Here is a 12,730-nt window from a genome sequence, read left to right on the forward strand (position 1 = left end):
CAGTGTTCAGTAGTGTAGAGCTCAGTAGCAATCATTATTTTATAAACGAGCTTGTATTTCGCACCAAAGTCATTTTAAAAATCCGTGGAAATCGGTGTAATCTGTGGCAAAAAAAGCAAAAAAAATCTTCGTGAACTTTGCGAAAATCTTCGTGAACTTTGCGGTTAAAATCAATAATATATGAAAATAATTGTCCCAATGGCAGGCCGTGGATCGCGCCTTCGCCCACATACTTTAACCATTCCAAAACCATTAATTCCTATCGCTGGAAAACCAATCGTGCACCGTTTGGTCGAAGATATTGCAGGCGTATTGAATCAGGATATTGAGGAAGTTGCCTTTATTATCCATGAAACTTTTGGCAAAAAAGTTGAAGAGGAACTACTTGCTATCGCTCACAAACTAGGTGCCAAAGGCACTATTTACTACCAAAACGAAGCGCTTGGAACAGGTCACGCCATTATGTGTGCCAAGGATTCTTTGAGTGGACCCGCAGTTATCGCGTACGCTGATACGTTAATTCGGGCTGATTTTGATTTAGATAAAGAGGCTGATAGTGTTATTTGGGTTAAACAAGTCGACCAACCAGAAGCTTTTGGGGTAGTGAAATTAAATGATGCTAATGAAATTGTCGAATTGGTAGAGAAACCAGCCACATTTGTGTCGGATCTTGCCGTTATCGGAATTTACTATTTTAAAGATGTTGCCGTATTAAAAAACGAATTGCAGTTAGTGCTTGACAATAACATTATCCATGGTGGCGAATACCAAATCAATGACGGGATTAAACAAATGATGGCCAAAGGCATGAAATTTGTTCCTGGTAAAGTAGATGAATGGATGGATTGTGGCAACAAAGAAGTTACCGTTGAAACTAATTCTAGAATGCTAGGCTTCTTGCATAGCGATGGAGAACATTTAGTAGACTTTGATGTCACATTAAAAAATTCGAAAATTATTCCGCCGTGTTACATCGGTAAAAATGTTGTTTTGATTAACACAACTGTTGGCCCAAATGTTTCCTTAGGGGATGGATGTCATGTACAAGACAGCACGCTAAAAAACAGTTTGGTACAAACCCATTCTAATATAAAAAATGCGAATTTGGACAATGCAATGATTGGAAATCACGCCAGTTTTGACGGTAATTTTACAAGTATAAGCATCGGAGATTATTCCGTTTTAGAATAAAATTCTGCCACCGATTCACCGATTTTTAAATTTGTTTTCAATCTGTGAATCTGTGGCTAAAAATTAAATTTTTTTTATAAAAATTCTATACAATTGGGTTTAAATAAAAACATGAAAAAAAGCGCTTTCATAATTTTATTTCTCGTTTTGCAATGCAATTCGGCTTTGCTATGGGCACAAACGGAACCTGAGGAAATCAAGCTGGATGCGGATCAATTTCAAGAACTTTTTTACGAATCTTTGCTTCAAAAAGGGATTGAGAATTATGATAAAGCCATCACAGCTTTGGATAAAGCAAATAAAATAAAGCCCAATGATGCCACAGTTTATTTTGAATTGGGAAAGAATTATTTAGCATTAAAAGACTATAAAAACGCCTATAATTTCTTTGAAAGCGCCTCTAAAATAGATCCGAAAAACAAATGGTTTTGGATAGGGATGTACGATGTGAGTTACGAAACTAAAAATTTTACACAGGGAATTGCCACCATTACTAAATTAATTGAGTTTGATCCCAAGTACAAAGAAGACTTGACTTCCCTTTATATGGGGACCAATCAATATGAAAAAGCGTTGGCGTTGATTCAGGAACTTAATGAAACCATTGGAAAAACGGACCGCAGGGAATTGTATAAAAGCCAAATTTTATCGGAAGGTAAATTTCAGAATATTGAGATTACCAATTTGGTAGCGTTAATTGCTAAAAACCCGCAGGAGGAGGCTAATTATATCAGTTTGATGTTTTTATATTCCAAGAATAACGAAGAAGAGAAAGCTTTTGAAACGGTCAAAAAACTAGAGAAAGCAATTCCAGATTCGGAGTGGGCGCAAGTGAGTTTGTTCAAGAATTATTTGGATACTAATGATGCGCCAAAAGCCATCAAGTCCATGAATGTCGTTTTGGGAAGCGCCAAAATAGATTCGAAAATTAAACATAGAATACTGAATGAGTTTTTAATTTTCACGGAGAAAAACCCCCAATATGAAGCTGATTTAGAGAAAGCAGTTGGGTACTTCGAAAATGATAAATTGGTTGATGTAGCTAAGGAAATTGGAACCTTTTTTCAGGTCAAAAAGCAATGGAGCCAAGCCATCAAATACTATGAAAAATCGTTGAATAGTAGAACAACGGACACCGTAGAAACGAATTTACTTTTGCTTCAAGCGCACACAGAGTTGAAACAATTTGATAGAGTATCGATAAAAGCGCTGGAAGCAATAGAGACTTTTCCAACGCAGCCCCAGTTTTATTTTTATGCAGGTTTGGCTAACAATCAGTTGAAACAATTTAAAAAAGCGAAGGACCAACTAGAAATGGGCATGGATTATGTAGTAGACAATAGGGAATTGGAAATAAATTTCAATATCCAACTTGGAGAAGCGTATAACGGCCTGGGAGATTTCAAGAAAAAAGACTTGTTTTTTTCTAAAGCCAGCCAATTATTAAAAGAAAAAAAACAATGAAAAAATTAGCACTATTAGCAGTACTTACTGTTTTTATGGTATCGTGTAAATCGAAAGCCATTGCGGTTGCAGCAAATAATGAAGCCATTGCTCCGGCAACCTATATGACGGCCAAAAAAATAATAGAAAATCATTACAACAATAAAAATGAATTTTCTACATTATATATTAAATCAAGCGCCCGTTATGCTGATGACAAGCAAACGCAAAACGTGACCGCCGAGATTAAAATCAAGAAAGATGAGCAGATTTTAGTAAGCATCCGTTTTCTAGGAATAACGATGGCCAAAGCTTTAATTACGCCAAATTCTGTGAGTTATTACGAAAAGATCAATGGCAAATATTTTGAAGGCAATTTCAGTAGTTTAAGCCAATGGCTGGGAACGGATTTGGATTACAATAAAATTCAGAACATGTTATTAGGACAAGCCATTGATGACTTAACTAAAGGAAAATATTTAGAAACTTTACTGGAACAAACGTATCGCTTAGATGATACGTCCAATAAAAACACTAAAAAATCTTTCTTTTTAGATGCAGATAAGTTTTTAGTTCAAAAGCAAGAAATCACGCAAACAGCCGAAGAACGAATGATCAAAGTGGCGTATGCTGATAACAAAATATATAATGAAACAACCTTGCCCACTAGTGTTGTAATTAATACGTTTCAGAAAAAAGGAAACACGGAAATTAATCTGGAATACAACTCCGTATCTTTCAATGAAGAACTTTCTTTTCCATATAGTGTTCCAAATGGGTACAAAAGAATTATAATTAAGTAAATTAGCAAAAATATTTTTTCGATATGCCAAAATTTCTCCTAAGCCTAATTTTTATCTGTATGACTTCCTTGTTGTGGAGTCAGGAATCACAACAAGAAAAATTAGAAGAACGTAAAGCTCAAATTCAAAAAGAAATTCGAGAAAATGAAAAGTTATTACAATCGGTAAAGAAAAAAGAAAAATCCGCGGTCAACGTGGTTATCGTTCAAAGCACTAAGATAAAGCTGAAAGAAAAATTAATAAGCACCACTGAAAAGCAAACTAAATTGCTTAATAATGACATGTATGTCAATCAGGTACAAATTAACAAACTCAAGAAAGAGTTAGCGGACCTCAAAGAGGATTATGCTGAAATGATTGTCAAATCCTACAAAAGTCGCTCTGCTGAAAGTCGCGCGATGTTCTTATTGTCGTCTGAAAACTTTTTGCAGGCTTACAAAAGGGCGCAGTATATGAAGCAGTACACCAGCTACAGAAAGGCACAAGGTGAAGAGATAAATATTAAATCCAATAAGCTTACGGATTTTAATCAAAAGCTGGATGTGCAGAAAACAGCAAAGAAAAAACTGATTGCTGAAAACGAAAAAGAACGCCTTTCACTCGAAAACGAGAAAAGAGAGCAATTGAAACTGGTTAGCGTACTCAAGAAAGATAAAAACAAGATTTCTGTAGAAATAAAGAAAAGACAACAAGAATACAGAACAATTGACAGACAAATCAATAAATTAATTCGAGAAGCAATTGCTGCGGCCAATAGAAAGGCAGCCTTGGAAAAAGCAAAAGCCAATCCAAGTGCTCCCGTTTCAAGAGCAGCAGTTTCCTCTTCAAAAATAGAATTGACTCCAGAGTCAAAAATAATTGCAGATAACTTTAGATCGAATAGAGGAAGACTGCCTTACCCTGTGGAAAAAGGGTACATATCATTAGGATACGGAAACCAAACACATCCTTTATTTAATACCATAACGGTGCACAATAGCGGTGTAGAAATCACTACAGACAGCGGAGCAAGTGCAAGAGCTGTTTTTGGTGGAGAAGTCACCAGCGTGATTGTTTTGTCACCAGTAAACAAAGCGGTAATGATACAACATGGAGATTTTTTCACCGTGTATCAAAATTTGAGTTCGGTAAATGTGAGTAGAGGGGATAAAGTGAGTATTAAGCAGAGCCTTGGAAAAGTAAGAACCAATGGTGAGACGGGAAAAACAATTATTAAATTTTTAATCCTTCAAAATACCACTTACAACGATCCTCAGAGTTGGTTGTCACCAAGATAAAAACAGTTGTTTTCATAAAATAAGCACTATCGATTCTAAGGAATGTGATAGTGTTTTTTTTTGTGAAACCTGTCTCTACCATGAAAAAAAATCATAAGCAAGTAAAAAAGTATAGGAATTAGCCATTTTTTGCCGCTGTATTCTGCAATCTATTATTAGTTTGAAAGTATCCTAATGGCGATTTTTATCGCTGTATCAAAAGTTCGTGAGACACTACCTTGCGCTGCATATCGTGCTGATTTTTTGTAACGGAATGTTTTGTACCAGCAGTGGTTTTAGAAAGAAAAAGAACGGAAGGGGTTTTATAAATTGCCACTATAGCTTACCTGCTATTTGATGAAGCTAAAAACTCAGAAAACTGCGCCTTTACTTTAAAATGGATAAAATCAGTAGAGAGCTGCAAAAGAAAGCGCACACAAACCGTCGTTTATTCCTATTGTTGTAAGCTATCAGTAAGCATCACGCTAAGACTATTTCAGGAATTAGAACCTTTGTAGAACAACGTTTCCCATTTTTTTGCAGCGCCTGAACTACTCTTTATTGAGTTTATTAAATTCTTTGAATAATTCCAATAAGTTCATAATAGATTTTATTAAATCATTCGTTTCTAATAACAAAGCGAAGTATAACTTACTGTTTTTAGGACTCGTTTCTGTGGTTCTTATTCTTATTATTTGTTTTGATATTAATTCAGAAACCGTGTCTAAAAGAACTTGTTTGTCATTTAATATAAGGTCAATCTTATAAAAATCCTCGGTCTTAAAACTGTCTTCTAACAGTCGCAACAACTGCTGTAATTGTTCGTCAACTGTTTTCAGGTCTCTAATTTGATTGAATTTTAATTGCTTGTGATTATTATTAACGTGTGAATAACTATTGGTTGTTATAAAATCAATGGATTGAACCATATCTTGCAAATAACCCAAAATCAATATGTAAAATTTACTCGCTTCAACTGAATTGTCGTCCAGGTTTTTAATGAAGTAAAAAACGTTACTTTTTAATTCGTCAATTTCTTTTTCTAATTTCTTTTGGTCTTTTTTGTTCTCTTTTAATTTAGCCAAATCTTGTAAACTTAAATTGTCAATCAAATTACCGTATAATGCACTAGTTTTGCGAAATACTTTGGAAATTTGCGCAGAGCTTTCCGTAATCATTTCTTTGACAGTTCCAATATCTTCCTTCCGCAAGCTCTTTATTTCTGCTTCACTTTGCACCTTTTCTTTATGCTTTCTAGAGCTTCTATATAACATGATTCCTAGTAAAAGTAATAAGCCGACAAATGCGAAAACTTCTCCGATTTTTAAAATATAAGCAGTTATAAAAGCCAATATAAAAGCGACAATTGCGGTAAAAAACCAACCTCCAATTACTTTAAAAACGCCAGCAATTCTATAAACCGCGCTCTCCCGATCCCAAGCTCTATCAGCAAACGAGGTTCCCATGGCAACCATAAATGTTACATAAGTGGTGGATAGGGGTAACTTTAAAGAGGTTCCTATGGCGATTAAAATACTAGCTACCATTAAATTAACCGAAGCTCTTACCATATCAAAAGCGGGCTCATCATCTGTTTTCTTTGTAGGCTTCAATACATTTTCAAAGCGTCTGTCAATTTTTATTTGTAATTTTTTTGGTAAAAAGAAATTGATGCCTTCGCCAATATACAAGCCCAATCTAACGATAAATCGCGAAGCTGTATTTGGTGCGAATTTTTCAATACCATCACCTTGTCTGGATAAATTAACTCCTGTTTCTATAACACTTTTTGCTTTCTTTGAGGTCCAAAGGGTGATCACCATAATAACACCAGCTAATAATAAAAAGTAAAAGGGTGCTACAATATCATCATTCGCTAAAGCGCCCATCATAAACGCATCTCCTGAAACACCACTGCCTTGGAAAATTTCATAAGAGTTGAACGCCGCAATGGGCACTCCAATAAAGTTGACCAAATCATTTCCTGCAAAAGCCAGTGCTAAAGCAAAAGTTCCTACAAGTATAATAACACGTAAAATATTGACTTTAAAGTAACTTATTAGGACTTGAGACAGTACTAAAAAAACAAGAAAATTTAAACCTAGAATCATAAATTGATGCTCATTGATCCAGTCAAATTGTTCTTTGGAGATAAAGGAAACTCCTTTCAATCCTTTAATTAGGATAAAAAAAGTAATTGCTGTAATGGCTATTCCTCCGAAAATAGCACCAAAATATTTTAACTTTTTTTCGTAATGAAAAGTAAAAATTAATCGGGAAATATATTGGACAAGACTTCCTATAGAAAAAGACAGTAGCACAGAAAGTAAGATGCTATACACTATGGTAGAGGCTTTCTTTGTATTAATGTACATTCCTAAATTGTCGATAGTGTCATCGGTCGTATATATTTTGTATAGGGCTAAACAAACTGCAGCTCCTAATAACTCGAAAATTATGGAAACAGTAGTGGAGGTAGGTAATCCAAGGGAATTAAAAACATCTAAAAGTAAAATATCAGTAATCATAACCGCTAAAAAAATGATCATGACATCGTTAAAACTAAACATGCTTGGAACAAAAATACCACTTCGTGCTATTTCCATCATCCCACTTGAAAAAAGGGCTCCAATTAAAACTCCAAGACTTGCGACAATCATGGTCGTTTTAAATGAAATAGCTTTTGAACCTATGGCAGAATTTAAAAAGTTTACTGCGTCATTACTCACGCCAACCATTAAATCAATGATAGCTAAGACACCTAACGCAATCAACATAATTACATAAATCTGTTCCATATTAATTTGGGGTTTAATTTTGTACAAAAGTCCTGTAACGACTTTGTTTTCATGTTAACTTAATGTTATTAAAACCAGAAAAGTTGAAATAGGGTAAAAAATCAGTACGTTAAATTAAAATTACGAATTAATGTTCAATGATGTTCAAATAAAATCAATTGATGTTGAGTGTATTGCGAAAAAAGAACAATCAAAGTCCAGCTTTATTTTTTCATTACCTATCGCCGTTGCCTCTTTTTTTTTGGAGACCCAAAGCACAAAATCAGGTGGTTTTTAGAAATAGGGACCTCATTTCCACTTTTAAATGGAATAGGGTTGAAGTTTTCAGGAGGCACGTAGCGGGATTGGTCCGCCATTGGAACAACGACAGCAGTTCAAAAAGTAGAAAAGCACTATCAGACTTCTTAGGAATGATAGTGCTTTTTTATAGGCATTCTTTTCGTTCAAGAATGCCATAAATACAGTTAAAAATGGCATTACCTGAGAACAAAGTAAGATTAATGTTTTTAATTGGTTCGTTGCAATTACACTAGTCAGCTTATTTAAAAGAGGAGTCAATAGATCGCATCATTCCTTCCGTAGACCAAGTTCCAGAAACGATTATTCGTCTTATAGTATAAAGTGGATCTGTAGTATCTCTTTTGGTAGACAAAATATACCCCATTTCGTAACCGCTTTTCTTAATTTCAGGAATTGCTGCCGTATTCCACAATCCAAATGGATAGGCGAAATCCTTAACTGGTTTCCCAATGATTTCTTCTAATTTTGCTTTTGGTTTTACCAATTGTACATTCCAGTCGTCTCCTGTATATTTCGTAACCATGTGATGATCCCATGTGTGCGCTGCCACCACATTGCCACTATCTGATAAGCTTTTAATTTGCTCTTTGCTCAGGTATCCGGGACGATTAATGGAAACCGTCATAATGAAAAACACGCCTTTGAAACCATATTTTTTCATTTCGGCTGCGCCAATGGTGAATTGTTCTTCGCGGGTATCGTCAAAGGTAATGAGGATTGGTTTTGCGGGTAATGGGCCATCAAAAACCAAATAGTTATACAGTTGTTCTGGTAAAATGGTTTGGTAACCGGCGTCGGCTAAGGCTTTCATTTGCTCTGCAAAAGCAGGCGGTTTTACGGTATATACTTTGATGTTTCCACTTGCACTGGCGCTAAAATCCCGAATGTTATGGTAACATAAAATGGGCACTTCTTTTTTTGAAAGAACGGTTGCGGCATGATTGGCTGTTTTTTTTGCGGCTACTATTTTCGCAGGAACAGCAACCAGAGGAACTTCCGGTACTATTTTCCGGGGTTCTGATTGGCAACCCAGTACTAATAAAAATCCTAGACAAAAACAGGAAAGAAGATTTTTCATAACTTAAATTATTGGTACTGAATGTAAATTGGTTTTGGAGTGAATTTCACTAACTCTTCCGGGCTGTACATTTTCCAATCGTTTTTATTGTCATTTTTATAAAACAATTTAAAACCGGAAAAGTGTACGGGTTCTTTAAAAATATAAGCCTTATAAGAATCTTTTTTTAATACTTTGCTACCAAAACCATCCATGTCCATTACGATTTGCACCTCTGGAACTTTTTTGATTTCTTTATAGTTTTTAACCATTCCTTGTGTAAAGCGATGCACGACAAGGACCTTTGGAGTCAGCTTGTTTTTGCGCACAATGTCTGCTAAAATGTCTATGGCATCATTGATATCAGCCGCAGTAAAATGTCCAATTTTTGACCCTGGACGTTCTCCATTTTTCATTGAAAATTCAGGATCAATCCCAAGATGCACATTTGGCATAGCAAGGTATTTTTCCAGTTCGGCTACCTCAGATTTAACCGTACTGTGTCCTACCTGAATGTCTAAAAACACTAATGCATTGATGGGCTTTGCCCAGCTGATAATAGTATCAATTTGTTTGAAAGGCATGCGAAGGCGGTGCATATTATTTTTTCCAGGTGCGCCCTGAGCGGTAACAGCAATGTAATGCAAAGCAGGAATTGTTTTTACAGTTGAATCTGCCGCTTGCCACTTGGCTACTTCCCCTTGTAGTTTTGCCAACATTTCTTTTCGAGGTATTTCCCCCAATATTCCCATTCGAGTCGAATATAAATTTCCGTAATACGCAATTATTCTGTTGTATGGCAAAAGCGCTCCTGGTAAGGGATAAGGCGTTTTTACAGGCCATCGACCTGTTGTATCATTATTGCTTAATGCAATCATTCTTTTATTGTAATCCACCGTGTCAATGGTAAGAACTTGCTTTTTCTCTGTTGAATCCACTACTTTTACGGTTGCCGTTTCCTCTGTTTCTTTTTCAGTATCAGCTGCTTTGCCACGATTGCAGGCCAAAGTACTTAACAACAATAAGGGAAGTGTAATAAATGCAATTGCTGATTTTTTCATAGGTAGATAATGTTGGTTTTAAAATATAAGAAGAAGGCTATTTAAGTTTGTTTTAACGCTTGATCGTAATGCAAAGATATGATTTTTAAAGAACGTCTTTTCTGCTAAAGTAGTGCCTTGGAGCGGTATTTTTTATATAATTTACGGTTTAACAAGACCTTTACCTATTTTAATCCTTTTCAAAATTATATCTTCTTGCGCAGCACTAAAATAAATAAAATTTTAATGCAAGTTGAGATGGAAACACTATTTTTGTTTTTAGCTACGATTTTATAAATTTTTTTTGGAAGTAGAAAGAAAAAACTAACTTTAACCCGTTGGGTGTAATTAGTTTTTAATGGTGATTTTTAGTCAGTTCGAGTGATGTTATCCCGAAGCCTCGGGAGGAAAATCGTATCGAAAACACGAAAAATTAGGAGCAAAAACCATTCTCGATGCATTTTTTGTTCCATTTCATTGCATAAAAAACACTCGAACTGCCGTTTTTGATACTTGCACCCAACGGGTTAACTTTATCAATCGTAAGGCATTCTTGGTAATAACGGTACTTTGATTTTTTTTGCTATTCAAACGCAATGATAAAGTTGGAGCGATTTTTTTGAATTTTATGGAATTTGCGCCACAATTCGTCGCTGCGAATTATTCGAATCGTTCAGGAAGGACTAACTTAAAGCGAATACTCCTAGCGTACAAACTTTAGCACTATTTTTAAACCTATAAATACACTTTCAATTGTTCAAAAATACGCTTTCTTTCTTGCTTTTTTTAGGTAGTGTTACTGCTGTTTTTGGACAAATAAAAAAAGATACAATTGCACTCTCGGCAGTCATCTTGACGGGTTCGCCTATTAAGAACGTACTCCAAAATACGGCTGCTTCCGTTTCTGTGATAACTACTGCGGACCTTGCTAAGAGCGATGGGATTATAGTAACTCCAGTTTTAAACAAGATTCCCGGCGTAACCATGCAGCAAGGCGCTTTGAATACCAATCGGATTACTATTCGAGGGATTGGTGCCAGATCGCAATTTGGCACTACTAAAATTAAAGCCTATTTTGATGGAATTCCGTTGACTTCTGGCGAAGGTGAAACTACAATTGATGATCTTGATTTGGCTACTATCGAAAAAATAGAAATTATAAAAGGACCCAATTCCACGAGTTTTGGTTCTGGATTGGGCGGCGTGATTCAGTTGTTTTCAAAGGAAACCCCTTTGCAAGAATCCTTTGGGAAAGCAACGGTTACTTTTGGAAGTTTTGGTTTGTTGCAACAACGACTTTCCGCTGGTTATAGTGATGTCAAAACGAACTTGTTCAGCAGTTACACGGATTTAGAGACGGATGGGTTTCGAGCCAACAGTTCGTACAAACGGCAAACATTCAACTTACATGGCCAACAAAAAATAAGTTCCAAAGGGAATTTATCTTTTTTAGGCACGTTCACCCGTTTAAAAGCCTTTATACCAAGTTCGATTAATGAAACCGATTTTAAAAATAACCCAGAAAAAGCTGCCAGTACTTGGGCAGCGGCACAAGGTTTTGAATCGTATGACAAATTCCTGCTTGGGCTTGGTTACGATCATCAATTTTCTGAAAAATGGTCTTTACAAACCAGCCTTTTTTCAAATTTAAAAGACGCTTACGAACCCCGACCTTTTGATATTTTAGAGGATAAAACTAGTTCGGTTGGGATTCGTTCCAATGTCAATTATAAAGAGCATTTGTTTTCTCTGCCCTTTGAATTGAGTTTTGGCACTGAATTGCTTACGGAACAATACGAGTACACGCTGTATCGCAATTTATATCAGTCACAACCGGGTCAGGGAAGTCTTCAAGGTGATGCGTTCAGCGCCATCAAACAAAACAGGAAGTATAGCAACTACTTTTTACAAATGGAACTTTGGCTCTCTCAAAAATTACATTTGGAAAGCGGACTGGCATTGAATACGACTTCCTATTCTTTACAAAATGTTTTCGAAAATCGCACAGCCACAAAAGAACCGTTTACTTTTGGTGCTGTCTGGTCCCCACGAGTTGGTTTATCCTATAAAGTAGGTACTGATAAGAACATTTTCGCTTCCATCAGCAATGGATTTTCGGTTCCTTCAGTGGCGGAAACCTTGACGCCTGAGGGCCAAATAAACACCGATTTGAAACCAGAGATGGGTTGGAATTATGAACTGGGTTTCAAAGGGAATTGGCTTCAAAACAAATTATATACGGAAGTAGCACTTTACACGACGCAAATCACCAATTTATTAGTGGCTCGGCGAACCGCTAATGATCAATTTGTAGGCATTAATGCAGGAAGCAGCTCGCATTCAGGTTTAGAATTTGCAGTCAATTACAAACTATTAGAACAGCCGCAACTTCAAATCATACCTTATTTTTCAGGAGCAGTAAACAATTTTAAATTCAAAGAATTCATAGACGGTGAGGCGGACTATTCAGGAAATCAATTAACAGGCGTTCCCGAAACGCAATTTAATTTTGGTGTGGATTTAAATATAAAAAAGGGCTTGAGTTTGAACGCTTCTTTCCGAACCATGGGTAAAATTCCGTTGAATGATTCTAATATCAATTACAGTGAACGGTATTCGTTACTCGATATTAAGTCGACTTATATTTTTACAATTGGTAAAATCCTAAAAGCGGAGCTGAATGCCGGGATTAATAATGCACTGGATAGGAAATACGCCGCTAACATTTTGCCTAATGCAGTTGGTTTTGGCACTGCTGCTCCACGTTATTTTTATCCAGGAAATCCAGTGAATTACTATGGAGGTTTTTCGGTTGCGTACTATTTTTAAAGGCGAATTCTAA

Annotated in this window: 8 protein-coding genes; 5 read left to right on the forward strand and 3 right to left on the reverse strand. The window is 35.9% G+C overall.

Translation table 11 applies throughout. The features are described 5' to 3' along the window. Positions 1-180: 180 nt before the first annotated feature. The 4 genes from BUA03_RS02470 to BUA03_RS02485 all read left to right on the forward strand — a co-directional run bounded on the left by BUA03_RS02470 (position 181) and on the right by BUA03_RS02485 (position 4,714). Positions 181-1,191, forward strand: a complete 1,011-nt coding sequence (locus BUA03_RS02470; RefSeq protein WP_066075772.1) for a sugar phosphate nucleotidyltransferase — start codon at positions 181-183, stop codon at positions 1,189-1,191. A 111-nt stretch (positions 1,192-1,302) separates the two neighbouring features. Then, positions 1,303-2,655: a tetratricopeptide repeat protein gene (locus BUA03_RS02475; protein ID WP_066075769.1), complete on the forward strand. Its 1,353-nt coding sequence runs from the start codon at positions 1,303-1,305 to the stop codon at positions 2,653-2,655. Continuing rightward, positions 2,652-3,437: a lipoprotein insertase outer membrane protein LolB1 gene (locus tag BUA03_RS02480; protein ID WP_066075766.1), complete on the forward strand. Its 786-nt coding sequence runs from the start codon at positions 2,652-2,654 to the stop codon at positions 3,435-3,437. Before BUA03_RS02475 ends, BUA03_RS02480 begins: the two co-directional genes overlap by 4 nt. Positions 3,438-3,496: 59 nt before the next feature. Beyond that, complete coding sequence (locus BUA03_RS02485; protein ID WP_245792550.1) at positions 3,497-4,714, forward strand: murein hydrolase activator EnvC family protein; 1,218 nt, start codon at positions 3,497-3,499, stop codon at positions 4,712-4,714. A gap of 530 nt (positions 4,715-5,244) precedes the next feature. Here the strand turns inward: BUA03_RS02485 and BUA03_RS02490 are convergent. From BUA03_RS02490 to BUA03_RS02500, 3 genes are all read right to left on the reverse strand, one after another. Further along, positions 5,245-7,491: an inorganic phosphate transporter gene (locus BUA03_RS02490; RefSeq protein WP_066075760.1), complete on the reverse strand. Its 2,247-nt coding sequence runs from the start codon at positions 7,489-7,491 to the stop codon at positions 5,245-5,247. 538 nt (positions 7,492-8,029) lie between these two features. Then, a complete protein-coding gene (locus tag BUA03_RS02495) occupies positions 8,030-8,869 on the reverse strand; it encodes a polysaccharide deacetylase family protein (protein WP_066075757.1) in 840 nt (279 codons plus the stop codon). Positions 8,870-8,877: 8 nt separating this feature from the next. Further along, positions 8,878-9,909, reverse strand: a complete 1,032-nt coding sequence (locus BUA03_RS02500; protein ID WP_066075754.1) for a hypothetical protein — start codon at positions 9,907-9,909, stop codon at positions 8,878-8,880. Between the two features lie 732 nt (positions 9,910-10,641). Between BUA03_RS02500 and BUA03_RS02505 the strand changes: the two genes are divergently transcribed. Further along, on the forward strand, positions 10,642-12,717 hold the full coding sequence (locus BUA03_RS02505; protein WP_066075751.1) for a TonB-dependent receptor family protein: 2,076 nt from the start codon (positions 10,642-10,644) through the stop codon (positions 12,715-12,717). Positions 12,718-12,730 lie beyond the last annotated feature (13 nt).

The sequence above is a fragment of the Flavobacterium fryxellicola genome (assembly GCF_900143245.1).
Classification (GTDB): Bacteria; Bacteroidota; Bacteroidia; order Flavobacteriales; family Flavobacteriaceae; genus Flavobacterium; species Flavobacterium fryxellicola.

Coding starts and splice junctions, on each gene's coding strand:
- BUA03_RS02470 (WP_066075772.1), top strand. CDS start 181: ATGAAAATAATTGTCCCAATGGCAGGCCGTGGATCGCGCCTTCGCCCA.
- BUA03_RS02475 (WP_066075769.1), top strand. CDS start 1,303: ATGAAAAAAAGCGCTTTCATAATTTTATTTCTCGTTTTGCAATGCAAT.
- BUA03_RS02480 (WP_066075766.1), top strand. CDS start 2,652: ATGAAAAAATTAGCACTATTAGCAGTACTTACTGTTTTTATGGTATCG.
- BUA03_RS02485 (WP_245792550.1), top strand. CDS start 3,497: ATGACTTCCTTGTTGTGGAGTCAGGAATCACAACAAGAAAAATTAGAA.
- BUA03_RS02490 (WP_066075760.1), bottom strand. CDS start 7,491: ATGGAACAGATTTATGTAATTATGTTGATTGCGTTAGGTGTCTTAGCT.
- BUA03_RS02495 (WP_066075757.1), bottom strand. CDS start 8,869: ATGAAAAATCTTCTTTCCTGTTTTTGTCTAGGATTTTTATTAGTACTG.
- BUA03_RS02500 (WP_066075754.1), bottom strand. CDS start 9,909: ATGAAAAAATCAGCAATTGCATTTATTACACTTCCCTTATTGTTGTTA.